Raw genomic sequence first — 25,122 nt, forward strand, 5'->3', positions numbered from 1 at the left:
ATTTGCATTATCTAATAATCTGCTTTCGTTTTGTCGCCCAAATAACACCGGCTAAAGACAGCAGCAGCCATATCAAAAGAATCCAAAAACTCTTATCCGTTAAATGGTAGGCCGTCCAATCGGTGCCGGCTTTCGTATAGGCTCCCATGTAGGTGTAGGTAATGACTTTTTCAATACCTTTATCCATCATCGAAAATAAAGGCAAAAGGAAGGTCAGCATCATAATCGGCATGGCCAAAATAGTTGCCCGAGACTGAGTATCTGTCAAAAGAGCTACCATCAAAAAGAGCAGAAAGATAGCAGGAGAGGTCAAAAGCATGATAAGCACATAAGACAGGCCCAAGTCAGCAAAATCAACCCTTAGGTAGACGGGCAAGAGAATCAGATAAAGCACGGTCAAAATAAAAGGAAAAAACAAACTGGCCAGCACATACTCCCAGCTCTTAACACCTGCCAAACGCAGGCTGCGCTGATTGTTTTTTTCAGCTTCTTCTGCGACTAAAGTTGGTATGTTATAACCAATCAAAGCCGGGATTATCGGCAAAACCAGATACAAAATAAGTTCATTCATATCTTGCATTTTTAAGTCTTTATACATAAATTGATAAAGCAAAACCAGCAAAAACGGTGTGAAAATATTGACCATGATCGGTTTATTGGCAAGTACCATCTCTTTGCGGCTCCAAAAAAGAGCCCTTAACCGCTTAAACATTTAATTTACCTCCTGTCAGTGAGATGAAAACATCTTCCAAAGTCGGCTCACAAGAATGAATGGTTTCAATATCCCCTACATGTTCTAACTGAGGCAGCTCACTGTAGGACAGCTCTGCTTCATTCCCATCGGCATAGAGAATACGGACACGCTTATCCTGATAATATTTTTGAATCAAATCTTTGGGACGTCCTGTTTCAACCAACTTCCCTTGATAGAGCAGGGAAACACGGTCACAAAGAAGAGTCGCTTCCTGCATGTCATGCGTTGTCAAAAAGATCGTTGTCCCTTGCGCCTTCAGCTCCAGCAGCCAATCGTGAATCATACGCGATGTTGCCGGATCAAGCCCGCTGGTCGGTTCATCTAAGAAAAGAAACTTAGGACGGTTAATAAGAGCCCGCGCCAAAAGCATGCGCTGCTTCATCCCCGTTGAGAGTTTTTCAGCAGGCTTATTGCGGCTTTCATATAAGCCTATGCGCTGCAGCAGCTCATCAACACGGCTGTTAGAAACCCCATGCCACTTGCTGTAGACTTGGATATTTTTATACAGTGTCATTTTTTCATAAAAACCGCTGGTATCACTGACAATCCCAATCTGTGCCAAATCGTCGCTGTTCAAATCAAGCGCTTCTTTGCCAAAAACCATCGCCTTACCGGCATCTATCAGCAGCTGTCCTGTCAAAATATTGATCGTTGTCGTTTTCCCCGAGCCTGACGGACCTAAAAACCCGGAAATCTCACCTTCTGCTATCTCAAAAGAAATACCATCCAGCGCCGTCTGATTGCCAAAGCGTTTGACCAAATCTTTGACTTCAATAACATTTGTCATCCTAAACCTCCTTAGTTACAGTTTGTAAACGGTCATTTTTTCTTCTTGCTGCTCAAAGCAATCATAAGATATTTGACAGTTACATTGTAACACTTCCTTTTCATTTTGACAATGATTATTGTCAAAATGAAAAGGATTTTTGTCAAAAAAATTGAGAACCATTAGTTGGCCTCAATTTGATTTATGAAGCGGCAGAACAATATCAACCTGACCGCCGCCTTGTTCAGCATTTGACAGCTCAAGACTGCCGCCGTGCAGGCGTACAATATTATCTGCAATAGTCAGGCCCAGACCTTGATGATTGACCTGTGACCTGCTCTTATCATCTTTGAAAAATTGCAGGGTTCCTTTTTCCAAGGCTTCCTTAGAAAAACCCGCTCCGCTGTCCAAACAGGAAATGCTTACCGCCTCACCCTGCAAACCATAGCTCAGCTGTAAACAGCCTCCTTGCGGGCTGTGCTCCACAGCGTTAGCAACAATGTTCATCAAGGCGCGTTTCAATAACTCTTTATCCCAATAAGCAGTAAGCTGAACATCAAACAAAACATTGAGAAATTGAACTTTGATTGCTTTTGCTGCAGCAAGGGCCTGAGTGTTCTGGGAAAATTCTTCCAAAAACGCTGCGACCTTAATTTTTTCAGGATGGAAATCTTGTAATTCTCTGTTCTTAGTCAGGTAGGACAATTGCTGAAGGTAAGTCTCTACTTGCTCAATATTTTTCAAACTGTAGCGGATGAATTCCTGCTGCTGATCAGACAGGCTTGTGCTGTTTAACAATTCGGTATTGCCGCGAATGACAGTCAAGGGGGTCTTAATATCATGCGTTAAAGCAGCTATTTGATCTTGTTTCTCCTGTTCCAATTGCCAGCTGCGCAGCAACGATTCTCTCAGAGCCTGCCGCATGATATCCAAACTATGTAAGACTTGATTAAACTCTTTAACGTTAGATGACTGTATGGCAAAGTCCAAATCTTGCTTAGTTATTTTTTGCGTAGCAGCAATAATCGGGGACAGCTGCCGCTGAAGTCTGCGGGCAAAGAGGATCGTCACTAAGCTAAACACAAGCAAGGTTCCCAGTCCCGTCAGAATAAGGAATAACAAGCTCACATTAGGCAGATACCTATTCATCCAGGCAATGGAATAATGGGCTTTTAGCTGATAGTTGACAACGACAATCTCATTTTTAGGCTTCAAAATCATAAAGTAGCCGTAATCGCCAGGGCTGACCGTTTTCCCAGAATAACTGGCTAAAGCTTGCTTCTGCAGCTTCTTCGGCATTTTACTTTCTTTGATTTTTCCGTCTTTAGTCAGCAAAAGGTAAGTTGTATCTTTAGGCAAACGATTTGCTTTAAACCTACCAGTTTGCTTAATTTCTTTGTCTAAGCGCTGGAGTTTTTGCTCTGTTTGATTGGCAGGAATGACAAGGTTAGTATTGAGACTTAGGACAAAGGCAAGCCAAATTAAACACAATAAGGCAATAAAAGACAAACTGACTGTCGCAAAATACAGGGTGAAAATCATTTTTAAAGAACGACTTGATTTTTTCATTGCCATTTATAACCTATCCCCCAGACCGTTTCAATGGGTTCCACCCCGGCAGCTCTAAACTTAGCGCGAATATTTTTAATATGCTCAGCAATAGCAGCCGGTGTTCCTCTTTCTTCGTACCCATACAAATAGTCATAGAGCTGTTCTTTTGAAAAAACCTGACCGCGGTGTTTAGCCAAATGTTCGCAAATCTCATATTCTGACTTAGTCAAGTCCAAGACTTGCTCACCTGCCCACACTTGCTTGCTGGATAAATCAAAATAGACATTACCCAAAAGCAAGGCTGCATGGCGCTCACGCTTTTCACGGCGCAAGTGAGCATTGACACGCGCAAGCAGCTCTTGTACACCAAAGGGCTTAACCAGATAATCATCCGCTCCGTAACTAAGCCCCGAGACAATATCAGCTTCCTGTGTCTTAGCCGTCAGAAAAAGAATGGGACAGTCCACCAAGGGGCGAATCTCTCGGCAGAAGCTCAGCCCATCCACATCCGGCATCATAATGTCCAGTAAAATCAAATCATAGCGCATTAATTTCGAACGGTCAACCTGTTTAGCACTCGTGAAAGTGTCTGCTAAATAATTATGCAGCTGCAAGGTATTTTTTATCAGAGCCAAAATATCTGCATCATCATCAATTGCCAAAATGCGTGTCATACTAGGAAACCTCCTTCACTAGGATAACATATTTTATTCAACATTGCTCCGTCCCTGCCATCTGTCAAACCAAAAAAGACTGAAAAATAAACCAAGCAAAGTCGTTGGGAAGGCCACTTCCAGCCATAGGAGAAGCTGCTGAGCAAAGACAGGATTTTTATCTGGATATTGCAACATGTTAAACCAGGTGTCCATCAACCGTGCTGGCCAAGCACAAGGAACAAATTGCCAAATGCCATCACCTAAGCCTGTTAGAAGCAAGGCTGAAACTAGGACTTCAAAAATCCCTAAGCCAATTGTTGCACCACTGCCAAATAAAAACGCAATTAATAGATGAAGCAAATATAAGATAGCTGTTGACGCCAATAAAAACAGTCCCACATAAGCATAAAAGACAAGATAAGGGACATCTGCATCGGAGCGATACAAGATTCCAAAGATGGTCAAAGCTAAACATATAGCAACAGTTTCCATTACGATAAGACTGACAAATTTTACAAAATAAAGGATTTTTCGTTGACTACTTGCTAAGAAAGTTTGAAAATGGCCAGCTTCCGCCTCTAATTCAACGCCTTTACTGCAAATAACAGCAATGACTAACGGAAAAGCAATTCCCAGCATCTGTAAATAACCACTCGTAATACTTGCCCAAGAATAAGCAGGTGTCACCAGACCAAAGACAGCCGTTAAAACAGCGATACCAGTTGGTAAAAGTACATGTATCCAAGGCAAAAAGGTATGATTATATTTCAAAAACTCTGCCCAAATCAATTTAACCATTACTTAACCTCCTGTTTTTCAAACCAAAGAGCCGTTAGCCAGGTCAGCCCTGCAAAGAGGACAAGCGCCAGAGTTAAGCTGAGCATAACGGACCAGTTACTAGTTGCTAATAACGGTGCCGCAGCTTCTGAACCAGCTTTCAGTCCATTAGGATATATTTTCATAATGGGGATCATCACTCGTATCCCCCAAGCATACGGGCACAACAACCAATAAACGGTCGTCGAAAAAGTAACTCCTAAGATAATATTAGCTGTGAAATTGACTAACAAAGTGACAATTAAGCCCAATTTCTTTGCCAGCCATAAACAAAATGGGAGCTGCCAAAGCACACTGAGCAATAAGGCCATAGAAGCAAGAAGCATTTGGCTAATAGGATAAGTTTCTCCAGCGTTAGGAAAAACAAAATATTTCAACAAGATTAAAACAAAACAATGCAAGAAACTGCTCAGAGTCAAGTAATAAGCCAAAGTCATAATCTTACACGTCCAAAATTTTCTTAAGGAAATTGGCAAAGGAAATACTGCCCGATAACGTAACTTTTTTTCTTCATAAGTATTTACTAAAGCAGCAAATAAGGTCAGGAGCCCCGGTAAAATCATGACATACCACCAATTATAAGCATTCGTAATCAAATATTGAGACACAATAAAACCGTGTATCACTACCAATAGCGGTCCAAAAATCAGTAATTTTTTTGCCATCGTCCGCTTCAGTTTTAAGCGCTCAGCCTGAAACATTCCCAGCATCTCACTCACCTCCCCGATACTTCATGACAACATCAGTAAAGAGCTTTTCCAAATTTTCACCGTGATGAATCTTATCTTGATAGCCAAGCACACCATTGGCAATAATCCCGATATGATCTGCTGTCATTTGAATTTCAGATAAAATATGACTGGAAATAATAACTGTAATCCCTTGTTCAGGAAAGGAACGAATGAGCTCACGCAGTTCCTGAATACCAATAGGATCAAGTCCATTGGTCGGCTCGTCTAAAATCAAGAGCTTAGGATGGTTAAGCAGAGCAATCGCAATACCCAAGCGCTGTTTCATCCCCATGGAAAACTGACCAGATTTTTTTTGACCTGTATTAGTTAAATCAACAATCTTTAAGACTTCATCAATCCGACTATTCGGTAGTCCTAACATCAAAGTTCTTACTTTTAGATTTTCACGCGCTGTCAGGTTTTCATAAAGCGGCGGCGATTCAATCAAGGCTCCGATATTTTCTAAATCCTTGCGGCTCCAATCGTGTCCGTCAATCAGAATCTGGCCAGATGTCTTTCTCAGCATTCCTGTGACCATTTTAAGTGTTGTTGATTTGCCGGAACCATTGGGTCCTAGCAGACCATAAATCGACTGACGTTCAACTTTCAAGTTCATCTGATTAACTGCCGTTTGCTGACCAAACTGCTTGGTTAAACCTTTTGTCTCTAACATATAATCCATTATGCTGTCCTCCTTTTTTCTGTTTCCTAGTATAAAAAATAAATTTAAGAATTTTATAAGGAAAAGAAAAAAAACGATAAACTAATAAAAATTGAACAATAGAAAAACCCAAGTCCACATGAACTTAGGTCTTTTTATTCCTAGAAATGTTAACCTGCAAAGCTGTTCCAAATAACAGCGATAAGGAGGGCCGGCAGGAGATTGGCGACTTTGACCTTTGTATCGAAGGCCAGATTAGTGCCGACACAAAAGATAATCGCGTTGCCCACAAGGGCTATACCATCAACGGCCTGACTTGACAGAAAATTTCCTGCTAAAGCTGCTAAAAGCGTGACGCCGCCCTGAAAAACAGCTACCGGAATAGCTGAAAAGATGGCGCCTCGGCCTAAGGAGGCTGACAAAATAGCAATGATAATCAAATCCAGCACACCCTTAGCCAGCAGGATAGAAGCATCGCCGTAAATACCATCTTGAATAGAGCCGACAACAGCCATCGCTCCGACACAGACGGTGCAGGTTGCTGTGACAAAGCCGTCAACAAACTGACTGTCTCCTTGGCTGCCTGTTTTGCGTTTGAGAAAATCACCGAACTGCTCAATGCGTGCCTCGATCTGACAGAGCTCACCCAGAACAGCACCAAGAGCCATACTGATAATCAGCAGAAAACTATGCCCGCTTTGAAGATGATTGTTATCAACCGCCATCATTTTCCCCAAAACACCGGCAATGGCTAAAAAGATGACCGCTACACCTGTTGCCTGCATCAGGGTTTTCTGCAGCTGGGGTTTGAGATGGTTTTTAAATCCCAGCCCCAAACCGCCGCCAACTATAATCAAAGCAACATTCATTAAAGTGCCCAATGCTAATTCTCCTTATCAGAGATGATCAGCGACAGCGGCCAAAAGCTCTTGGATAGCTCCGGCGTCTGATCCGCCAGCCATAGCCATGTCAGGTTTTCCGCCGCCGCGGCCGGAAACAATTGGTGCGAGTTCCTTAATCAGATTGCCGGCGTGGACGTCCTTACTCTTGCTGGCAACAAGAACGTTAACCTTTTCACCGATACTTGCTGCTAAAACAAGAACGTCTGAATAGTCTTTTTGCTTCCAATTATCAGCAAAGGTGCGCAGAGCACCTGCATCGGAAACCTCAACTTGACTGGCAATGTAGCGAAGACCGTTTGCTTCTTTCACCTCTTTGAAAATATCTCCGGCTGCAGCCGCAGCTGCTTTTTCTTTCAATTCGGCATTTTCTTTTTGCAGCTGATGAAGCTGTTCCTGAAGGGCAGTGACCTTGCTTACAACTTGATTCATTTGCGGCACTTTAAGTGTTGCAGCAATTTCTTTGAGGCTGTCTTCTTCCTCGCGGTAAGCTTCAAAGGCTTCTTTGCTGGTTACTGCCAGGATGCGGCGCGTTCCTGAACCAATACCTTCTTCTTTGACAATCTTGAAGATGCCGATTTCAGAAGTGTTCTTCAGGTGAGTACCGCCGCACAGCTCTATCGAATAATCCCCGATGGAGACGACACGGACATTTTTCCCGTATTTTTCACCAAAGAGAGCCATAGCTCCCATCTTCTTCGCCGTATCAATATCTGTTTCAATAGTTGTGACCGGCACAGCTTGCCAGATCTGTTCATTGACTTCGGCTTCAATGCGTCGGAGCTCTTCAGCTGTAACAGCTTCAAAATGCGTAAAGTCAAAGCGCAGGAATCCTTCTTCGTTGAGAGAACCAGCCTGAGTAGCATGGTTGCCGATGACATTGTGAAGCGCAGCGTGGAGCAAGTGAGTTGCCGTATGGTTTTTCATGACACGGTTGCGGCGGTCATGGTCAATTTCCAGCCTGTAAACTGTTCCGACTGACAAGCTGGCCAAAACTTCTACCGTGTGCAAAGGCTGACCGTTTGGTGCTTTTTGAACATCTGTCACCCGCGCAACAATGTCTCCCTTATCATTTTTGATAAGACCGTGGTCAGCGACCTGACCGCCCATTTCGGCATAAAAAGGTGTTTCTGCAAAGACAAGGAGAGCTTCTCCTTCTGAAACAGCCTCGGTGCGCTCATTGTCTGCAATGATAACAGACAGCCTACTGTCGAGAGCTTCTTTTTCATAATTAAAGACCGATTTTTCGCTAATATTGGACAGGGTTTCGTTCTGCATGCCCATTGAGCCGCCTTTAACGACACTGGCACGAGCCCGTTCCTGCTGCTCTTTCATGGCAGCTTTAAAGCCATCATGATCAATCTTAAAGCCTCGATCCTCAGCCAGTTCTTCGGTTAATTCTACAGGGAATCCATAGGTATCGTAGAGTTTAAAGATATCTTGGCCGGCAAGCGTCTCTTTGCCTGCTTGTTTGAGATCAGCCAGCAATTGATCCAAGTGGCCTGAACCGGCATCAATGGTGCGGGCGAATGTTTCTTCTTCACGTTTGACAATTTTTTGAATAAAGTCTTGTTTTTCCAAAATTTCCGGATAGTAAGACTCCATAATTTGTCCGACAGTCGGAACCAGTTTATACAAGAAGGGCTCGTTGATACCAAGGCGGCGTCCGTGCATGACAGCACGGCGCAGCAAACGGCGCAGAACATAGCCGCGTCCTTCATTTCCGGGAAGAGCCCCATCACCAATAGCAAATGAAAGTGAGCGAATGTGGTCGGCAATGACCTTAAAGCTCATGTTGTCCCCATCAGGATCATACGTTTTGCCGGACAGCTTTTCAATGTCACGGATAATCGGCATAAAGAGATCCGTTTCAAAGTTCGTTTTAGCTCCTTGGATGATGGCAACCAGACGCTCTAAACCTGCTCCCGTATCAATGTTTTTATGCGGCAGTTCCTTATACTCAGAGCGCGGAACAGCAGGATCGGCATTGAACTGTGACAGCACGATATTCCAAATCTCAATATAGCGGTCATTTTCGATATCTTCAGCTAAGAGGCGGACACCCAGATGATCCGGGTCAAAGTCTTCCCCGCGGTCAAAGAAAATTTCGGTATCCGGTCCTGAAGGGCCGGCACCGATTTCCCAGAAATTATCCTCAATCGGAATCAAGTGGCTGGGATCTACGCCGACCTCAATCCAACGGTTGTAGGACTCCTTATCATCCGGATAATAAGTCATGTAGAGCTTGTCTTTGGGAAAATCAAACCACTCAGGGCTGGTCAAAAGTTCAAAGCCCCATTTGATGGCATCATCGCGGAAGTAATCGCCGACCGAAAAATTGCCCAGCATCTCAAACATGGTGTGGTGGCGGGCAGTTTTGCCGACATTTTCAATATCATTGGTCCGAATCGCCTTTTGCGCATTGGTAATACGAGGATTTTCAGGGGTTACTGACCCATCAAAGTATTTCTTCAGCGTTGCGACTCCTGAATTAATCCAGAGCAGGGTCGGATCGTTGACCGGAACTAAATTAGCAGACGGTTCGATCGCGTGATCCTTCGATTTCCAAAAATCCAGCCACATTTGGCGTACTTGGGCACTTGTTAATTGTTTCATCTTGTATGAATTCCTTTCTTATTTCGAATTATTTTCAAGTTCCTTGACATAGTCAATGGCAATCACTAGCGAGATAACCAGGTCAGAATAAACCTCATCATAGACCTGAATCGTGTAGGTTGAGGCCAGTTTAAACCACTCCTGCGAAATGCGGGCAATGACCTGGCCGTCATGCAGCAGTTCAAAATCCATATCCCAGAAATTGCCTTGGACGGTGATGCCTAAATGATCAATACTGTAACGAGGCTTGAAAAAGGTCATTTCTTTTCTAATAGTAAAATGCTGACCGTTTGCCATACTGACATCAAAGGCAGCAGGGAAAGCAAACACCCGTTTTTCAATTTTACTGACAGGATTTTCCGCCATGTCCTTAACAGTAAAAGTCTTAGGAATCTTAAAGAGGCTTCCCTCTACTTGATAGCAGTCTATTCCCAGTTCATCACTGATGGTAAATTTACCGGCCATAGACCACATTTTTTCCTTAATTTTAAATTCTTTTGCCATACACCTGTCCTTAAACAAAGACAAGTCCATCAAACGAAGGGCGAAAAAACCGCGGTACCACCTTCATTCAATGAACTTGTCATTCTTATTTTCGTATTCAATTTAACAATCAAGCAGCAAGATCTCTCGCTTTGCATAGCTCGCATCAACCGCTATTTTTCTGGGGCAAAGAGGTGAAAAATCAATTCTTGATAGGTCAATTATACTGTCTTTTGCAGCATTCGTCAATCCTTACAGATTACTCTGCCGCTGTTGTTTCAGCATTTGTCGTTTGGTCATCGGCAGCTGTTGTTGCATCATCGCTTGAAGCTGCTGTTGTCGTTGTTGAAGCAGAAGAGTCACCTTCGCCTGCTGTGGCATATTGTGAGAGAATCTCACTGAACGCCTTGTCTTTAACTTTGACATTAGCTTTTTTGAAGGCCTTGCCGATAACAGCATTGCGGAAATTAGTATCTGCCAGTTTTTGGTTGATGATAATTTCTTTCAGGCGCTTTTTATAAGCTTTCCAGTCAGCATTTTTATTTTCTTTCTTAGTAACCTTGACAATGTAATAGACAGGCTTGTACGTTGAAGAATCGGCTGTTGTAATAACATCAGACACACCGTCTTTGTCAAGCGCAAAGGCAGCTGTCAGCACCTGACTCGGAAGATCTGTCGAACCTGAGTCAAATGTATACTCTGTTTTATCACCCTTAGTATTATCTTTGGCGATTTTGGCAAAGTCTGCTCCGTCTGCTTTGGCATCTTCTAAGACAGATTTGGCCTTGCTTTCGTCATCCAGCTGGATAATCTGAGCCGTTACTTCCGGCTTGTAATCCTCATAAGCCGCCTTATAATTGGCATCTGTCAATTCTTTTTCAGCTTCTTCTTTCACCGCATATTCCAACAACTTTTCAGAACGAATTTGTTTCTTGTAGGATTCTTTAGTATAGCCGCGGGATGCCAGGATACTTGAGAAAGAATCTCCGTAATATTTTACTGCTTCGTTATAGGCTTTGGTGACTTCTTTGTCAGAAACTTTGTCTCCGTATTGTTTTTCAAAGACTTTTGAAATGACCAGAGACAGCACAGCTTGTTTCGAAGCGGTTGACTCTTTAACTTCATTATAAAAGTCTGAGACAGTGATGGTGTCACCCTTCATCGTAATGATTTTGCTGCTTTGTGATGTTTTGGAACAAGCCGCCAATGTGACAACAGAAAGCAAGGTCACAAGTCCTGTAACAATCGTACGTTTTTTCATTCTTGATAAACTCCTTTTTGTCATTAACCCTTTCATTATATCATAATTTCTTAAAGATGACTTAATCGGGCAGTTTGGCTTCTTTAGTGTTCTTACGAATCATCAGCAGACCGTCGCCAAGCGGCAGGAGACTGGCCGTCAGGTCAGGATTTGTCAGGGTCGCATCAAATAATTTCTGCAGACCGCGGTAGATAGCTCGTTGACTGCGATGAATCTCGTCCAGCGGCTTTGTCACATCGCCCCCTTGAAAAACATCATCCAGCACAACAAGACCGCCGACAGCCAAATGCTCTAAAACAGCAGGTAAAAAGACAATATACTTTGACTTTGCCGAGTCCATAAAGACAAAATCATAAGTCTCGTCAAGCTCAGCTAAAATATCTGAAGCCTCACCTTCAATAAGGCGAATCTGCCTGCGGCTGTCATAGTTGGCAAAGTTGTCCTTAGCCAAAGCAATCATCTCAGGATTGCGGTCAATCGTTGTGATTTTGGCCGAAGGAGCACTTTCAGCCATTAAAAGTGCTGAAAAACCAATAGCTGTCCCGATTTCCAGAATTTTTTTGGGCTGCAAAACCTGCATCAGCAGCCGAAAATAGGCTGATGTTTCCGGCGGGATGATCGGAATATTTTCAGACTGTGCAAAATCTTCCAATTTTTTTAGAAAACCTGTATTCTGAGCCTGATGTTCACGCATAAAGCGAACAACTTCTTCTTTTACTACAGGCCGGCGCATGTTGCGGTTGGCATTTTTACTGTATGTTTTAACCATGATTTCTATTATAACAAAAATTCTCTGGGCAGTGCCAGAGAATTCTTTCTTAAAGCTCTCCCAGCAGAAGCAAATCTTTCAAAGTCTCAATTTTACGATTGACAGCTGAGTCAGGCTGATGGAGATTGATAGAGTGGATACCGGCATTTGCTGCCGATTCTGCATCCAGCCTGCGGTCCCCGATATAATAGACTTGCGATTTGTCCAAACCATACTTATCCACCAGATAGCAGATTCCTTGAGGATGAGGCTTTCTGGCAAAACCATTGGCAGAAGTAATGACTTCCGTGAAAAACCGATCAATCCCTAAGCGCTCAAGTACTGATTGTGTTGTCGCTCCCTTGTGGGTATAGATGAAATGCCGGATGCCCTTTTCCTTGGTTTTCTGCAGAACCTCTTTAGCGTAAGGCATGAGGCTGATCATATGGTCACGTGCTTCTTGCTCACGATTAAAAAAAGCCAGCAATTCGTCAAAAGACAGACGGTGTTCAGCTGCTAGCTTTCTTAACAAACTGCCGACCGATTCTTTAATAATATAATCCATAACCCAGTCCTCATCAAAGGGCAGACCATAGAACTTATAAAGCAAGATTAAAACCTCACGAATGGCTCCATAGGACTCCACCAGAGTCCCGTCAAAATCCCAGATAAATGTCCTTTGTGTCATATTCTTTCCTTACGATGCACTCCTTTTTCAACTAATTCTTCCAATTCTGTCAGCCGTTCTTCAAAGACCTTAAAGGCTGCATCCAGATAATCACCCTTGGTCATATCAACTCCTGCTTTGGCAATGACATTAAGCGGGTAGTCTGAATTTCCCGCCTTGAGATAACTAAGGTATTTGTCCTTATCTTCCTGAGTGCCGTGCACAATTTTATGTGCCAGATAGCTGGCGGCTGCAAAGCCTGTTGCGTACTGATAAACATAGAAATTATAGTAGAAATGCGGAATCCTTGCCCATTCAAATTGAATTTGAGGATTTTCTTCTTTGGCTAAGCCATAGTATTTCTCATTTAAATCGGCATAAAGATTATTCAAATAGTCACTGGTTAATACCTCACCGGCTTGAGCGGCCTGATGGATGCGCTGCTCAAACTCGGCAAACTGACTTTGCCGAAAGACTGTTCCCTTGAAACCATCCAGATAATGATTGAGAATGGCAAAGCGCTGCTTGTCATTTGTCACTTCTTTTAAAAGTGTCTCCGTCAGAATATTTTCATTGGTGGTTGAGGCAATCTCAGCCAGAAAAATGGAGTAATCTCCATAAACATAGGGCTGATTCTCACGGGTAAAAACTGAATGGATAGAGTGTCCCGTCTCATGAACCAGCGTAAACAAATTATCCAGCGTGTCCTGCCAGTTGAGCAGGATAAAAGCATTGGTATCGTAAGACCCACCGGAATAAGCACCTGAGCGCTTGCCTTTATTGACCTGAACGTCAATCCAGCGTTCTGTAAAAGCACGGTGCACGCGTTCTGAATAATCTTTGCCAAAAACTGCCAGTACTCCCTCAGCTTTTTTTAAGGCTTCATCATAGGTGACACTCATATCCATCTCTGATAAAGGCGTGTAAATATCATACATTTTAAGATCATCAAGTCTTAAAATTTTCTGGCGAAGTTTAACATAGCGTCTAAGCAAGGGCAGGTGCCTGTTAACAGCCTTTAGTAAGGTATCATAGACACTTTCCGGGATAAAATTCTCAGCCAGAGCGGCCTCACGCGCACTTTTATATTTTCTTGTCTCAGCCTTAAAATTATGAACCTTGACGTTGGTCTCTAAAGTCTTAGCGTAAGTATGCTGAAATTGCTCATAGACGCTGTAATAAGCCTCATAGGCAGCCTGTCGGACCTTACGGTCCTTGGATTCCATCAACGTAATGAAATTGCCATGTGTCAATTCCACCTCTTGGCCCTCTTCATCCAGAATCGTTGGAAAAACAATATCGGCATTATCCAGAATTTCAAAAGTTTCACCGGCCGAACCGAAAATTTCACCGGCAGCAGCCAACAATTCCTCTTCCTTGTGAGAAAGGACGTGCTCTTTTTGCTTAAACAATTTTTCAAAGAAATGGCTGTAGGCAGTCAGCTGGGGACAGTCTGCCAAAAAATCCTGATACTTTTCTTCAGACAGCAGCATGAATTCAGGTTCATAAAAAGCAAAGGTCTGGCTGAATTTTGCTGCCAGAGCTGTCGCCTTAGCCTGAAATTCCTGATATTTGGCTACCGTCGTGTCTTGGTCATTTTTCATGGAAGCATAGACATAGATTTTTTCCAAACGGCGGCTCAAAGTCAGATAACGTTCAGTAATCTCCAAAAGACTCTGACCGGAGTCAAGAAGATGCCCTGCCTTAGCCTTAGCTTTTTCAAACTCTCTGCCGAGTGCTTGATGCTCGTTTTCCCAATCCTTATCGTTTGAAAAGACGGTTGTTAAATCCCACTGGTATCTTTTCTCAATATGCTTACGATTATCAGACATTTGCTTCCCCTCTTTCGCTGTCATTACCAACCATTTTAACATAAAAAGCCGGCGGATAGAGTTTTTGGATGTTTTTATTTTCTTGGCTGCGATAATATTGGAAAAAGGCTGTATAGAAGTTTGATAAATCTTGAGTAATTTGGCAAAAACCAGTTTCGCTGTCAAGCGGTCTGACCTGCGAATAAAAAGCCGCCATATCTAGGCTGAGCAGGTTAGTTCCTTTTAAATAGGCAGCTTCTTGTCTTTTAAGCCAATGAGGATTGCGCCCTGCCAGCTGCCTTTGAATATAAGTCAGGAGCTGCTGATCCATTTTGACCTGATAGAAAGACATCTTCTGCTTAATAAAAGGCAGGCGCAGAAAAGCAAGAAGATTATCGTCAAAGCGACACTCTTCTGCCAGATAATGAACATGTCCGTGCCAATCTTCATAAATGAGATATTTCAGACGCAGGCAGCGCCTATCCAAATCTAGCTCCCAGAGATGAAAGCCCATATTAGCCGAAAAATAGAGCAAATCTCGTTGCAGGCTGGTCAGCGTTTGGTTTAGCCAAAGCTTTTTCCCCAGCAGCCAGCGGACCTGACAGCCATGTTCTCGGTAAGCTTGTGTTCGCTCATGCAAACGTTCTTTGGACAAGCGGCTGCATTGAACTTCCAACGCTAACTTTTCATTAACCATAAGATCTGCTATCTGTCCTAATTCGGGCAGCAGCTTTTCCACTTCAACTGAAGAAAATGCCGAAAAACTTTTATACAGTTCTGCTTTTAATCCCAAGTGTTCTGCTGATTCATTCTCACTGTAGAACCGGCAGTTTTGAAGACTGATGTGAGCAAAGTGCGGCCGCATAACGGAGCCATGTCTAAGGCGTACTGCCTCTCCGCAAGCCGGACAGGTAAAGCGCTGTTTGCGAGGAACAGTTTCAGCCAGATTCACGAGCTTTCCTTCTTCATCAAATGCTGCTAACATAAATGACCTCCTACTTAGTTATACGAAAAGGAGCTGACCCTCAGCTCCTTTTTCATTTTATAAACCTTGCTGCTCCGACAGCTGTCAGCAGCAATAAAAAAGCTGATTAAGGTATTAACCAGCTCTCAAAATTCAATTTTATTGCCGCTTATCTTTTGCAAAGCTTCTTTATAAGTTTTATAAAAGGTTGGTGCCGGTACCTGTTTCTTTTTGCCGAAATCATAAAGGCATTGACATACAAAAAACAAGTCGGGCAGATTGTTATGCAGGGTTATAATCGTGCGGCTCAGAATATTTTTAGCAAACATGCGTTTCATAAGCGGTGCAGAAAGCCGGATGGGCAGTCGGTAGGGCAGCAATTCGTTCCGATAGTACTTCAAATTTACCCCTCTGCTCTTTACAATTTTAGCAGTTTCACGAATAGCTCTGACAGCTTGAGAAAGCGACTGAGTTGAGCTAATCATATTTTCAGCTGCTTGACTGGGATTCTTAAGATCGGCATGAGCAGCTATGGTGGAGATAACACCGGCATTAATGGCCATGTGCAGCCAAATCCACTCCAGCATATCGTAAGGCTTTTCCAGCTGGATCTGACAGCTGGAAAAGAGTTTTTCTAAATCCGTATAGTTGGAAATCCCAGCTTTGTCTTTCTTTTCCAGCATAAAATGATCAAAGACACAGGCAGTTAGCTGCTTGTCAGAAATTCGTCCCCCAGCTACGGGATAGCCCAGAATATAGTCACGTCCTTTCATCAGCTCATCTAAGGAATGCCTATCCTGCCAAATCCCACACGCCAGCAAAATCGTACCGGAAATCTGATTTTCCTGCAGGTAATCGATAGCTTCCCTAATCTTTCCTTCAGGGAGACTGACAAAAATAAAATCATAGGCTCTTTGACGTTGTTTTTGGACATGGTAAAGATCCTGCACATGTAAGCCTGTCTTACTTTTTCTGCCGTCTAAGAGGTCTACGTCCAGAGCAGCAAGCTTTGTTCGACTGCTGCTGTCACGAATATAGTGCTCAACCTGATGACCTGCCTTTTCAAATAGATAACCGTAAGTTGCTCCGATAACGCCTAAACCGACGACTAAGATCTTCATGTGCTTTTTACTTCCTTTCTGTGACGTTTTTGAGTATGACTATACCAGACTAGAACCAGCAATAAACTTAAGCTTTGAGCAACAGCCACTCTCACTGCCATCAGCTCATCACTGCCGGATTCTGACAACACATGCAGCAAATTGACGCTGCTGTTATTGATAAAATGCGCCATCATCGCCATATAGAGACTGCCGGTCAGTTTAGTCATGAGTGCAAAAGTAAATCCTACTAAAGCAGAGGCTGTGACATAGACTATCGTCTGAACAACTGTTTGCACCAGCGTTGTCTCGCCATCAATCAAACTTCTGATAGGAGCCATCACATGCCAAAGGCCAAAGAGGATTGAGGACAAAACAGCAGCCATGATAAAACGATACTTTTCTTCCAGCAGTCTTTGAAAAAGTCCGCGAAAGATGCCTTCCTCCATAATGACATTAATGATATTGCCAGCTATGCAAAGCAAAAAGAAAATGGGGGCTGCCTCTTTTTCGATATTTTTATCTACATTAAAAACACTGACGTAAACCTCTAACCCTTGGAATTTCCCTCGGCCAGTCAGCGCAGCAATTTCTGCACCGTAAGCCAAAGCAAAAACAGCAAGGCTAAAAATCAATCCTCTTAGGAGATTCTTCCCAATACCTCGTTTAGAAAATCCCAGCTGCCGCAGACTGAAACCACGGCTTTTAGCTGCCCAAAAGAGAATTGCGATCCCGGCTAATTTATGAACAAAAGCCTCACCCCAGACTGTCTGATCGGTCCGCAAGACAAGGTATTCCAAAATACGGCAGGCAAAACAAAGACCATAAATCATCAGAATAAAAGACCACAATTTTAATTTAGAGTTAGTAACCATAAACCCTCCGCTCTTTTAACGGTGCTGACGTTTTTGAATCAGCTCATTGATTTCCTTTGCTTCCTGATTGAGATCAAAAAGATCCAAAACTTGAGACACAGCATACATGATCAACCCAATCAGAACCAGCATCAGCCACTGATTCCAATTGAAAACAAGTCCCAAAAGGCCGGTCAGACCCTCTATCACTGCTATATCCAGCAAGGCCTGCCAAAGAAAAGAAGTCAAAGCTAACCAACGTGTTGCTAATATCGTGAGATGAATAAGGATATTTAAGAAGAGTACCTGAAAAATAGAGACCAGATACAGCCAATGTGCCCCTAGACAGAGCGCTACTAAGGCGACTAAAAGCAGGGACAGCCCTGTGGTTGCAAAAACATTGATAAACCATTTTTTCATCTGTCCTCTCCTCCTCTTAAGGTTTCCTTGACAGCCTGCAAGTAACTGCGATTGACAATCAATTTTTCGCCATTATCCAAAGTTGCTTCCATGCGGCTGTTAAAGAGCGGACGCATACTTGCCAGCCGATCGATGTTGAGCAGACAGGATTTACTGATTTGTACAAAACCATACGGCTCTAGGCCGCTGCTCAGCTGATAAAGACGCAAGTCTGTCTGGTAAACCGCTTGGTTCAGATAGACAAAGGTTTTTTTATCAACACTTTCAATATAGTAGATATCAGACACGTTAACCAAATATTCTTCACCATCCAGATAACAGCTGAGCTGCTTATCAACGGACTCTAAAAAACGAAGAATGCGTCTGACCAATTCATCTTTTTGCCTATAAGTCAGATGGACAGCTGTATCTTTAACAGACGGGTCTTGCTTGATTGTTAATTTCATAGTATCACCTGCCATTCATTATAGCATAGCCCCAGCAGCAAAAAAATCCCATATCCACTAAGATACAGGATAGGGCAACTGAATTACAGCCTTTCTGTCAATCGGATAGCTAAAACAGTGTGCAGGCAGCCGTTTGTGATGATCTTGCCAAACCTTTTAAATGGGCTATAAATCCGATCATTCAGCCTCATAAATGCTGTATCAAACAGTCGTCTGCCTGGCTCCTTTAAGCACAAGAATCGTTTATTTTTAATTTGTCTGCAAACTTTTTGACAAGCCCTTGTCATAGTAGTATAGTTACTCTATTGACACACATAGGAGGTTATTTATGTTTCTCGCCTTAAAAGAAATGAAACATGAGAAGGTTCGCTATGGGATGGTTATCGCCATGATTACCCTCGTCACCTATCTCATCTTTATCATGACTAGTCTGGCTTTGGGTTTGGCTCATGAAAACACTGCGGCTATTGAGTCTTGGAAGGTCAAAAGTATCCTGCTCAATGATAATGCCAACACAACCTTGCGTCAGTCACTCTTGACTAAGGAACAGGTAAGTCCTTACAGCAAAGATAAGGATAAGGCGCAAATTGGTGAAACGACTGTAATTTTGACAGCTGACGGCGCTGATAAAAAGGCTGCAAATTTTGTTGGGATCAAGGAAGATCAGTTCATTGCCCAAGACATGGCCATTTCCGAGGGACGCCTCTTTAAAAAGAATTACGAGGTTGTTGTCGACGACTCTCTGGCCGAGGACGGTTATGATGTGGGTGACAGTATCAAACTCAACGGCTCTGATAAAACCTTTACCATTGTTGGCTTTACCAAGGGTGCCAAACTCAATATTTCTCCTGTTATTTACGGACAGCTCTCAGACTGGCAAACCCTCAAAGGGACAAAAGATTTTGCGGCCAGTGCCATTGTCTCTAAAGATGCCAACTTAAAGATTGACAAGAATGGTGTCAAATCTTACACAATTGATGCCATGATCCAAAAACTGCCGGGCTATTCCGCACAAAATGAGACGTTTATCTTTATGATTGCTTTCTTGATGATTATCTCTTTGGTTATCATCTCGGTTTTCCTTTATATCATTACTATTCAGAAGGTCAATAATTATGCGGTCCTCAGAGCTCAAGGGGTTCCTGCCGGGCGTTTGATGAGCGCTACACTGGCTCAGTCCTTTTTATTGACTGTGGCCGGACTTGTGATTGGGATTGTCCTGACAGTTGCGACCGCCATGGCTATCCCTAACAGTGTCCCTATGACCTTCCAGCTGGATCTCTTATCTTTGGTGTCAGTTGGCATGATTGTCATGGCTCTGCTGGGATCGCTCATCCCGATTCGCATCACCGCTAAAATTGATCCTATAAGCATCATCGGAGGTTAAGCATGGCAGTTTTAACATTAAAACAAATCAACAAATATTTTGGCAAAGACAGCGCCCGCGTTCACGTCCTTAAAGACCTGAATTTCAGCGTTGATAAGGGGCAGCTTGTTCTGGTGTTGGGACCGTCCGGCTCGGGTAAAAGCACCTTCTTGACTATTGCAGGCGATCTGCAGACACCGGACAAAGGCAGTATTTCAATCAATAATCAGGATATGCTCAAGCTGACTCCTAAGCAGCGGGATAATCTGCGTCTCAACAAGATTGGCTTTGTCCTGCAAAACTATAGTCTGGTTCCTTATTTGACAGCTATGGAGCAGTTTCAGCTGGTCGACCGCATCAAAAAAGAGTGCAATATCAGCTCAGATGATCTGATACAGCTCCTCAAACAGCTTGATATCTACGCGTTAAAAGATAAGTACCCCGACCAACTCTCTGGCGGTCAGCGGCAGCGCCTAGCTATTGCTCGGGCACTTTACACCCAACCGGAAGTTGTTCTGGCTGATGAGCCGACGGCTGCACTGGACAGTGAGCGGGTCAAAGAAGTCGGTAAACTTCTAGCTGACCTGGCTCATCAAGGTGATAAAGCCATCGTCATTGTCACTCATGACAGCCGTCTGCAAGCCTTCGCAGATGATATCTACCATCTCAGCGACGGCGTTCTGGAAAAAGGATAACTTTAATAGGCCTGAAACAGTCATCTATCGAGCACATAGATTCATTACAGCCTCCCAAAACTAAATTCTCTCTAAAGTTTCATCATAGAATAGTATCACTTTTCGTTTTTGTAAGATGATATAGAAATGAGCGAAGCCTAATCTGATACTTCCTGATGTAGCAAAAGAGGCAGAAACATTGAGTTTCTGCCTCTCGGAGATTTTGAGACCTAGGCTCAAAATCTAGGCATGGAATTCCGAAGGAAGTCGCTGCCGTCCGTGCTACCTAAGGAAAGTATCATAACAAAATATTACTTTTTGAGAAAATAGACTTTTTCTTCAATCTATAAGGAGCTTGTCAGCTCCTTATTTTTATTATAACTTGCCGGCTGCTGCATGATCCAAAATCAGTGTCACATCAGGGTGGTTCTGCAGAATGCTGGCCGGCAGATCTTCTGTAACCGGTCCTTTAACCATGCGGGCAACAGCATCAGCCTTTTGACTGCCGTAAGCCATGAGGACAATTTTTTTAGATTTCATAATAGAAGCAATCCCCATGGAAATAGCCTGAGTCGGAACATCTTCTGGCTTATCAAAAAAGCGGCTGTTGGCTTCAATAGTACTTGGGCTTAAATGGACAATATGGGTTGTGCTGTCAAAAGCAGTGCCCGGCTCATTAAAACCGATATGGCCATTGCGGCCGATGCCCAGAATTTGGAAATCGATAGGATTTTCTGTGATAAGCTGGTCATAGCGCTTGGTTTCTGCCTGCAAATCAGCTGCCAAACCATTAGGCAGAAAGCTTTCCTTAAAGGGCTTAGCAGCAAAGAGATGCTGCTGCATGAAATAAGCATAACTTTGTGGATTTTCTGCAGATAAACCAACATATTCATCAAGATTGACAGACACTAAATTTGAAAATTCTACCTTAGAAGTTCGTATTTCGCGATAAAGCTCCAAAGGCGTGCTGCCTGTCGCCAAACCCAAAGTTTTGGCGCCGGCTTCTATCTCTCTTTGCAAAAGTTCAAAGGCCTTCCTGCCTCCTTCTGCTTGATCTTTAACGACGATTATTTTCATGGCATCCTCCTTAAAAATGGTCTATACAACTATTATATGGTATAGACCAATTACTGTCAAGCTTTGCAGCCGATGCTAAATAAATCACAATTTTATTATCTTACCGAAAAAAAAGACCAAGACAGCAATCTTAGCCTTCTTTGATTAGAAAAACAGTCGGCATTCTCTCAAAGCGAAAAGAGCTGGCCAATCAGGTAGGTCGCAAACATGGTCAAAAGACCGATGGAAACATTGCGGCGCATGGCAGGCCCGACCGGAGCATCTCCCAGACGGGAACTGACATAGCCGGTAATCAGCAGGGCCACAACCACGACTGCAACGGTTGCAATAATCCGAATATTCTCCGGAAAAAGCATGATAGCCGCAGTAGGAAATACAGAGCCGACGACAAAAGAAATAAAACTTGACATGGCTGCATGCCAGGGATTGGTAAATTCGCCAAATTCAATTCTATATTTTTCTTCAACCAGAGTTTTTATGGGGTTGTTAAGAAAGGCCTTGTTAACCAAAAGCTCCGCTGAAGTTTCGCACTCGCCCTTAGCCAGATAAACATTGTAGAGAGATTTTCTGGCGGCATCAGGATCGCTTTTGAGCAAATGCTCCTCGCGGGCAACAGCTGCCTGCTCCGTATCTTTTTGCGTGCTGACACTGACGTACTCTCCTCCTGCCATCGAAAAGGCTCCTGCCAAAATAGCCGAAAGGCCGGATAAAAAAACAATCCATAAATCAGCCTTTGCACTGGCAACACCGATAACCACACCGGCAATAGAAATAATACCGTCATTTGCTCCCAGAACACCTGCGCGCAGAATATTCAAGCGCTTTGAAAAACTATGTTCCTGTTCCATAGGCAACTCCCAACTGTTTTTCTTCATAATAATCTAAAACAAACCGGCAATCTGTTAAACTTTGTTGACCGCAGGTTTTTATGACATCACTTTTATCGATAATATTATTATACCTTTCATCTAGAATCATTACAAATCAAATTTACACTGATGACTGAAAATCTATCTCGTGTTATAATGGTAAGGCTGAAAAACGATTATTAGAGGAATACTATGAATACGACTGATTTTGATTTTGATTTACCTGAACATTTAATTGCCCAAACACCGCTCAAGCAGCGCGACAGCTCCAAGCTCTTGGTTATTGACCATAAGAGCAAAACGATGAAAGACACTCATTTTGATCACATTATTGATGAACTCAATTCGGGAGATGCCTTGGTTATGAATGACACGCGCGTGCTTCCTGCCCGGCTGCACGGAGAAAAAGCGGAAACTCACGGACATGTTGAGCTGCTGCTTTTGAAAAATACTCGGGGTGACCAATGGGAAGTCCTTGCTAAGCCGGCCAAGCGCTTGAAAGTCGGCAGCCGAATTTCTTTTGGTGATGGCCGTTTAAAAGCAACTATCATCAAAGAATTAGAACACGGCGGCCGCATTGTTGAATTTTCTTACGATGGGATTTTTCTGGAAGTTTTAGAAAGCTTAGGAGAGATGCCCCTGCCGCCTTATATCCATGAAAAATTGGCCGATCGTGACCGCTATCAAACCGTTTATGCCAAAGAAAACGGTTCTGCAGCAGCACCGACAGCCGGCCTGCATTTTACAGAAGAGCTGCTGGCTAAAATCAAAGCCAAGGGGGTAAAACTCGTTTACCTGACCCTGCACGTGGGACTTGGAACCTTCCGCCCTGTTTCAGTTGATAATGTGGAAGAGCATCAGATGCATTCAGAATTTTACAGTCTGTCCGCAGAAGCCGCCCAGACGTTAAAAGATGTCAAAGCAAAGGGCGGCCGCATTGTGGCTGTTGGTACAACGTCGATTCGCACTCTTGAAACCATCGGCAACAAATTTGACGGCCACATCCAAGCTGACTCCGGCTGGACCGATATTTTTATCAAACCGGGCTACCAATTTAAGATTGTCGATGCCTTTTCTACAAACTTCCACCTGCCAAAATCAACACTGGTCATGCTCGTATCAGCCTTCGCCGGACGCCAGTTTGTCTTGGACGCTTACCAGCATGCCATTGACGAACACTACCGTTTCTTTAGTTTCGGCGATGCCATGTTTGTTAAGTAAGGCTAAACATAAAAATCGGCTCTATAATTGCTGTAGGTACAGAAGTTATAGAGCTTTTTGAGTACAAAAAGTCACTGCCTATTGTCACCTAAGAATAGTCTCTAAAGACTATATTTTGGAAGCAGAGTTGATTATAATTGAAATTTGCTGTGAATTATCAGAATAATTTTTACAATATCTCATTATCTCATTACTATTTTTATTTTATTAAAAAACCTAAAATTCATTGCCAACTGAACATAATTCCGCTAAAGTAAGTACCGTCAGCTGAAATAAAGCGATAAATACAAAAATAAAAATTATCGGAGATGATTAGAATGCAATCTGTAATTTTAGGATTAGTTGGGCTCGTTTTTGGAGCATTGGGACTTGGTCTGCTATGCTATAGTTTTTCAGGCAGCTGGATGATGACCATCGGCGGTGCCATAATCGGCGGACTTTTAGCCGGATTTGCTGGGTATTCTATCCACACCCCTATTTCTTGGTTATAATTTTCTGTGAAGAATAACTGAGATTAGTTTGAATGGTATTGCTTAAGCAGTTAATCGCATTTGATATGATTGTTAGTCCCGTAACATCAGTTATTTGGCCACTCTGTCAGGTACAGTGGATGATAAAAATAATCCGGAGTTTGGGACAAAAGTCTCAAACTCTTTCAATTTCAGCATTAGATAAAAAAAACAGGTACTTCATCTTTGGAGTACCTGTTTGTGTTTTCAGTGAACAGTCAATCAGCAATTCTCTAACTGGTTTTATCTTTATAGGCAGTGTTTATGCAGTTATTAGGGAGTTATGATATTTTACCCAAACAGCTTAATTGATGCCCCGAATAGCCACGGAAGCCGGATTGGTCTTAACGCTAATGTCATCAATCAGCCAAAAATACAGTGTGCTTCCATCTTTCCCAGCCAGCGGAATGACCTTCCGGCATTTTTTCCCTGCTATCGAAACATTTTCCATATTCGGGTAAGCAGAGCAGCCCCAAGCATAAACCGATTGAAATTCCGGAAATGTCCCTTTCTTTTTCAGAGATTCCTGCAGATCCGATCGCAGCGTCTTTTCATCGGAGTATTTCTTATGAAATGAACAGTTCAGATTTCTTTTGCCAATGTAATAGTATTTCCCATTCTTTTTATACATTTCAGTACTTTCCAGTTTTGGGCATAGATAGAATGGATTTTTTGCTTGGGAAGGGCCTTTTTTAACTGATTTTGGAGCAGGTGCATAATAGATGACACAGGCCGAATCCTTGTTTTCAAACCGGTAGATTTCCTTATAACGATTAGAAGAAACTTTCGCCTTTTTGAGAACATCTTCTATATGAGGATAACCCTTGGTAAAAAGGTCTTTAGTATAATTCATGGTCGCCAGATTATTGCCCTGAATCGGCTTGGGTGACGAATTCGTCATCATAGTCATAAACAAAGTACCATAAAGTAAGACATAAACGACTGCAATGGCCGCAGCAAATCTTTTGGCCGCAATGATTTTCGAATGCTTCCTTAAAAGGAATATTACAAAAATCCATACTAGGATAAAAAGAACAAGAAACAGTATTCTTTGCTCGTTCACCGTTCGTCCAAAATTCATGCTGATAACCACACTTAATAACTGTAAACCAATTATTAAAAGGCTCAGTCTTAGACCGGTGTGAACCTTGTGACTTTTTTTCATCATAACCCCTAAATCT

General features: G+C 42.9%; 26 protein-coding genes. 4 read left to right on the plus strand and 22 right to left on the minus strand.

Features of this window, described 5'->3' with window-relative positions:
- Nucleotides 1-7: 7 nt before the first annotated feature.
- From AC4HAN_RS04720 to AC4HAN_RS04810, 19 genes are all read right to left on the minus strand, one after another.
- Nucleotides 8-712 carry an ABC transporter permease gene (locus tag AC4HAN_RS04720; RefSeq protein WP_491091444.1) on the minus strand — a complete coding sequence of 235 codons (705 nt, stop codon included), beginning with the start codon at nt 710-712 and terminating at the stop codon, nt 8-10.
- Nucleotides 705-1,541: an ABC transporter ATP-binding protein gene (locus AC4HAN_RS04725; RefSeq protein ID WP_491091445.1), complete on the minus strand. Its 837-nt coding sequence runs from the start codon at nt 1,539-1,541 to the stop codon at nt 705-707. The genes AC4HAN_RS04720 and AC4HAN_RS04725 overlap by 8 nt, the downstream gene beginning before the upstream one ends.
- A 171-nt stretch (nt 1,542-1,712) precedes the next feature.
- Nucleotides 1,713-3,095 carry a HAMP domain-containing sensor histidine kinase gene (locus AC4HAN_RS04730; protein WP_491091446.1) on the minus strand — a complete coding sequence of 461 codons (1,383 nt, stop codon included), beginning with the start codon at nt 3,093-3,095 and terminating at the stop codon, nt 1,713-1,715.
- Nucleotides 3,086-3,745: a response regulator transcription factor gene (locus AC4HAN_RS04735; protein ID WP_491091447.1), complete on the minus strand. Its 660-nt coding sequence runs from the start codon at nt 3,743-3,745 to the stop codon at nt 3,086-3,088. The genes AC4HAN_RS04730 and AC4HAN_RS04735 overlap by 10 nt, the downstream gene beginning before the upstream one ends.
- Before the next feature lie 33 nt (nt 3,746-3,778).
- Nucleotides 3,779-4,525, minus strand: a complete 747-nt coding sequence (locus AC4HAN_RS04740) for a lantibiotic immunity ABC transporter MutG family permease subunit (RefSeq protein ID WP_491091448.1) — start codon at nt 4,523-4,525, stop codon at nt 3,779-3,781.
- Nucleotides 4,525-5,274: a lantibiotic immunity ABC transporter MutE/EpiE family permease subunit gene (locus AC4HAN_RS04745; protein ID WP_491091449.1), complete on the minus strand. Its 750-nt coding sequence runs from the start codon at nt 5,272-5,274 to the stop codon at nt 4,525-4,527. The genes AC4HAN_RS04740 and AC4HAN_RS04745 overlap by 1 nt, the downstream gene beginning before the upstream one ends.
- 1 nt (nt 5,275) lies before the next feature.
- On the minus strand, nt 5,276-5,977 hold the full coding sequence (locus AC4HAN_RS04750; RefSeq protein ID WP_491091450.1) for a lantibiotic protection ABC transporter ATP-binding protein: 702 nt from the start codon (nt 5,975-5,977) through the stop codon (nt 5,276-5,278).
- Nucleotides 5,978-6,126: 149 nt separating this feature from the next.
- Nucleotides 6,127-6,825 carry a DUF554 family protein gene (locus AC4HAN_RS04755; protein WP_027975590.1) on the minus strand — a complete coding sequence of 233 codons (699 nt, stop codon included), beginning with the start codon at nt 6,823-6,825 and terminating at the stop codon, nt 6,127-6,129.
- Nucleotides 6,826-6,852: 27 nt separating this feature from the next.
- The gene (gene alaS / locus AC4HAN_RS04760) at nt 6,853-9,471 is read right to left on the minus strand and encodes an alanine--tRNA ligase (protein ID WP_491091451.1); all 2,619 of its coding nucleotides are present in this window, start codon (nt 9,469-9,471) and stop codon (nt 6,853-6,855) included.
- Nucleotides 9,472-9,489: 18 nt separating this feature from the next.
- Nucleotides 9,490-9,975: an LURP-one-related/scramblase family protein gene (locus AC4HAN_RS04765; RefSeq protein WP_491091452.1), complete on the minus strand. Its 486-nt coding sequence runs from the start codon at nt 9,973-9,975 to the stop codon at nt 9,490-9,492.
- Between the two features lie 238 nt (nt 9,976-10,213).
- Nucleotides 10,214-11,215 (minus strand): peptidylprolyl isomerase PrsA, encoded by a 1,002-nt coding sequence (gene prsA, locus AC4HAN_RS04770; RefSeq protein WP_491091453.1) that lies wholly within the window; start codon nt 11,213-11,215, stop codon nt 10,214-10,216.
- Between the two features lie 61 nt (nt 11,216-11,276).
- Nucleotides 11,277-11,984 carry an O-methyltransferase gene (locus AC4HAN_RS04775; RefSeq protein ID WP_491091454.1) on the minus strand — a complete coding sequence of 236 codons (708 nt, stop codon included), beginning with the start codon at nt 11,982-11,984 and terminating at the stop codon, nt 11,277-11,279.
- Between the two features lie 49 nt (nt 11,985-12,033).
- The gene (locus AC4HAN_RS04780; protein ID WP_491091455.1) at nt 12,034-12,651 is read right to left on the minus strand and encodes an HAD-IA family hydrolase; all 618 of its coding nucleotides are present in this window, start codon (nt 12,649-12,651) and stop codon (nt 12,034-12,036) included.
- Complete coding sequence (gene pepF / locus AC4HAN_RS04785) at nt 12,648-14,462, minus strand: oligoendopeptidase F (RefSeq protein WP_491091456.1); 1,815 nt, start codon at nt 14,460-14,462, stop codon at nt 12,648-12,650. The genes AC4HAN_RS04780 and pepF overlap by 4 nt, the downstream gene beginning before the upstream one ends.
- Nucleotides 14,455-15,426: a competence protein CoiA gene (locus AC4HAN_RS04790; protein ID WP_491091457.1), complete on the minus strand. Its 972-nt coding sequence runs from the start codon at nt 15,424-15,426 to the stop codon at nt 14,455-14,457. The genes pepF and AC4HAN_RS04790 overlap by 8 nt, the downstream gene beginning before the upstream one ends.
- A gap of 125 nt (nt 15,427-15,551) precedes the next feature.
- Nucleotides 15,552-16,526 carry a ketopantoate reductase family protein gene (locus AC4HAN_RS04795; protein WP_491091458.1) on the minus strand — a complete coding sequence of 325 codons (975 nt, stop codon included), beginning with the start codon at nt 16,524-16,526 and terminating at the stop codon, nt 15,552-15,554.
- Nucleotides 16,523-17,380, minus strand: coding sequence for a CPBP family intramembrane glutamic endopeptidase (locus AC4HAN_RS04800; RefSeq protein WP_491091459.1), 858 nt, complete (start codon nt 17,378-17,380; stop codon nt 16,523-16,525). Before AC4HAN_RS04800 ends, AC4HAN_RS04795 begins: the two co-directional genes overlap by 4 nt.
- 15 nt (nt 17,381-17,395) lie before the next feature.
- The gene (locus tag AC4HAN_RS04805) at nt 17,396-17,779 is read right to left on the minus strand and encodes a hypothetical protein (protein WP_491091460.1); all 384 of its coding nucleotides are present in this window, start codon (nt 17,777-17,779) and stop codon (nt 17,396-17,398) included.
- Nucleotides 17,776-18,225 carry a LytTR family DNA-binding domain-containing protein gene (locus tag AC4HAN_RS04810; protein ID WP_491091461.1) on the minus strand — a complete coding sequence of 150 codons (450 nt, stop codon included), beginning with the start codon at nt 18,223-18,225 and terminating at the stop codon, nt 17,776-17,778. Before AC4HAN_RS04810 ends, AC4HAN_RS04805 begins: the two co-directional genes overlap by 4 nt.
- 328 nt (nt 18,226-18,553) lie before the next feature.
- Here AC4HAN_RS04810 and AC4HAN_RS04815 point away from each other — a divergent pair, with 328 nt between their 5' ends.
- Entirely contained in the window at nt 18,554-19,612 is a 1,059-nt protein-coding gene (locus tag AC4HAN_RS04815) for an ABC transporter permease (RefSeq protein WP_491091462.1), read from the plus strand.
- Between the two features lie 2 nt (nt 19,613-19,614).
- Nucleotides 19,615-20,286 (plus strand): ABC transporter ATP-binding protein, encoded by a 672-nt coding sequence (locus AC4HAN_RS04820; RefSeq protein ID WP_491091463.1) that lies wholly within the window; start codon nt 19,615-19,617, stop codon nt 20,284-20,286.
- A 354-nt stretch (nt 20,287-20,640) separates the two neighbouring features.
- On the opposite strand, the gene nagB is transcribed toward AC4HAN_RS04820, so the two are convergent.
- Both nagB and AC4HAN_RS04830 read right to left on the minus strand, forming a co-directional pair.
- Nucleotides 20,641-21,342 (minus strand): glucosamine-6-phosphate deaminase, encoded by a 702-nt coding sequence (gene nagB, locus AC4HAN_RS04825; RefSeq protein WP_491091464.1) that lies wholly within the window; start codon nt 21,340-21,342, stop codon nt 20,641-20,643.
- A 167-nt stretch (nt 21,343-21,509) separates the two neighbouring features.
- Entirely contained in the window at nt 21,510-22,190 is a 681-nt protein-coding gene (locus AC4HAN_RS04830) for a VIT1/CCC1 transporter family protein (RefSeq protein ID WP_491091465.1), read from the minus strand.
- Between the two features lie 213 nt (nt 22,191-22,403).
- Between AC4HAN_RS04830 and queA the strand changes: the two genes are divergently transcribed.
- Both queA and AC4HAN_RS04840 read left to right on the plus strand, forming a co-directional pair.
- Nucleotides 22,404-23,432, plus strand: coding sequence for a tRNA preQ1(34) S-adenosylmethionine ribosyltransferase-isomerase QueA (gene queA, locus AC4HAN_RS04835; RefSeq protein ID WP_491091466.1), 1,029 nt, complete (start codon nt 22,404-22,406; stop codon nt 23,430-23,432).
- A 317-nt stretch (nt 23,433-23,749) separates the two neighbouring features.
- A complete protein-coding gene (locus AC4HAN_RS04840) occupies nt 23,750-23,923 on the plus strand; it encodes a hypothetical protein (RefSeq protein WP_245543135.1) in 174 nt (57 codons plus the stop codon).
- Between the two features lie 322 nt (nt 23,924-24,245).
- Here AC4HAN_RS04840 and AC4HAN_RS04845 read toward each other — a convergent pair whose 3' ends face one another.
- Entirely contained in the window at nt 24,246-25,109 is an 864-nt protein-coding gene (locus tag AC4HAN_RS04845; RefSeq protein WP_491091467.1) for a hypothetical protein, read from the minus strand.
- Nucleotides 25,110-25,122 lie beyond the last annotated feature (13 nt).

This window comes from Streptococcus sp. ELY_86 (genome assembly GCF_058314495.1).

Bases quoted from the DNA above. Each gene is read 5' to 3' on its own strand.
- AC4HAN_RS04720 (WP_491091444.1), bottom strand. From the start codon at position 712: ATGTTTAAGCGGTTAAGGGCTCTTTTTTGGAGCCGCAAAGAGATGGTA.
- AC4HAN_RS04725 (WP_491091445.1), bottom strand. From the start codon at position 1,541: ATGACAAATGTTATTGAAGTCAAAGATTTGGTCAAACGCTTTGGCAAT.
- AC4HAN_RS04730 (WP_491091446.1), bottom strand. From the start codon at position 3,095: ATGGCAATGAAAAAATCAAGTCGTTCTTTAAAAATGATTTTCACCCTG.
- AC4HAN_RS04735 (WP_491091447.1), bottom strand. From the start codon at position 3,745: ATGACACGCATTTTGGCAATTGATGATGATGCAGATATTTTGGCTCTG.
- AC4HAN_RS04740 (WP_491091448.1), bottom strand. From the start codon at position 4,525: ATGGTTAAATTGATTTGGGCAGAGTTTTTGAAATATAATCATACCTTT.
- AC4HAN_RS04745 (WP_491091449.1), bottom strand. From the start codon at position 5,274: ATGCTGGGAATGTTTCAGGCTGAGCGCTTAAAACTGAAGCGGACGATG.
- AC4HAN_RS04750 (WP_491091450.1), bottom strand. From the start codon at position 5,977: ATGGATTATATGTTAGAGACAAAAGGTTTAACCAAGCAGTTTGGTCAG.
- AC4HAN_RS04755 (WP_027975590.1), bottom strand. From the start codon at position 6,825: ATGAATGTTGCTTTGATTATAGTTGGCGGCGGTTTGGGGCTGGGATTT.
- alaS (WP_491091451.1), bottom strand. From the start codon at position 9,471: ATGAAACAATTAACAAGTGCCCAAGTACGCCAAATGTGGCTGGATTTT.
- AC4HAN_RS04765 (WP_491091452.1), bottom strand. From the start codon at position 9,975: ATGGCAAAAGAATTTAAAATTAAGGAAAAAATGTGGTCTATGGCCGGT.
- prsA (WP_491091453.1), bottom strand. From the start codon at position 11,215: ATGAAAAAACGTACGATTGTTACAGGACTTGTGACCTTGCTTTCTGTT.
- AC4HAN_RS04775 (WP_491091454.1), bottom strand. From the start codon at position 11,984: ATGGTTAAAACATACAGTAAAAATGCCAACCGCAACATGCGCCGGCCT.
- AC4HAN_RS04780 (WP_491091455.1), bottom strand. From the start codon at position 12,651: ATGACACAAAGGACATTTATCTGGGATTTTGACGGGACTCTGGTGGAG.
- pepF (WP_491091456.1), bottom strand. From the start codon at position 14,462: ATGTCTGATAATCGTAAGCATATTGAGAAAAGATACCAGTGGGATTTA.
- AC4HAN_RS04790 (WP_491091457.1), bottom strand. From the start codon at position 15,426: ATGTTAGCAGCATTTGATGAAGAAGGAAAGCTCGTGAATCTGGCTGAA.
- AC4HAN_RS04795 (WP_491091458.1), bottom strand. From the start codon at position 16,526: ATGAAGATCTTAGTCGTCGGTTTAGGCGTTATCGGAGCAACTTACGGT.
- AC4HAN_RS04800 (WP_491091459.1), bottom strand. From the start codon at position 17,380: ATGGTTACTAACTCTAAATTAAAATTGTGGTCTTTTATTCTGATGATT.
- AC4HAN_RS04805 (WP_491091460.1), bottom strand. From the start codon at position 17,779: ATGAAAAAATGGTTTATCAATGTTTTTGCAACCACAGGGCTGTCCCTG.
- AC4HAN_RS04810 (WP_491091461.1), bottom strand. From the start codon at position 18,225: ATGAAATTAACAATCAAGCAAGACCCGTCTGTTAAAGATACAGCTGTC.
- AC4HAN_RS04815 (WP_491091462.1), top strand. From the start codon at position 18,554: ATGTTTCTCGCCTTAAAAGAAATGAAACATGAGAAGGTTCGCTATGGG.
- AC4HAN_RS04820 (WP_491091463.1), top strand. From the start codon at position 19,615: ATGGCAGTTTTAACATTAAAACAAATCAACAAATATTTTGGCAAAGAC.
- nagB (WP_491091464.1), bottom strand. From the start codon at position 21,342: ATGAAAATAATCGTCGTTAAAGATCAAGCAGAAGGAGGCAGGAAGGCC.
- AC4HAN_RS04830 (WP_491091465.1), bottom strand. From the start codon at position 22,190: ATGGAACAGGAACATAGTTTTTCAAAGCGCTTGAATATTCTGCGCGCA.
- queA (WP_491091466.1), top strand. From the start codon at position 22,404: ATGAATACGACTGATTTTGATTTTGATTTACCTGAACATTTAATTGCC.
- AC4HAN_RS04840 (WP_245543135.1), top strand. From the start codon at position 23,750: ATGCAATCTGTAATTTTAGGATTAGTTGGGCTCGTTTTTGGAGCATTG.
- AC4HAN_RS04845 (WP_491091467.1), bottom strand. From the start codon at position 25,109: ATGATGAAAAAAAGTCACAAGGTTCACACCGGTCTAAGACTGAGCCTT.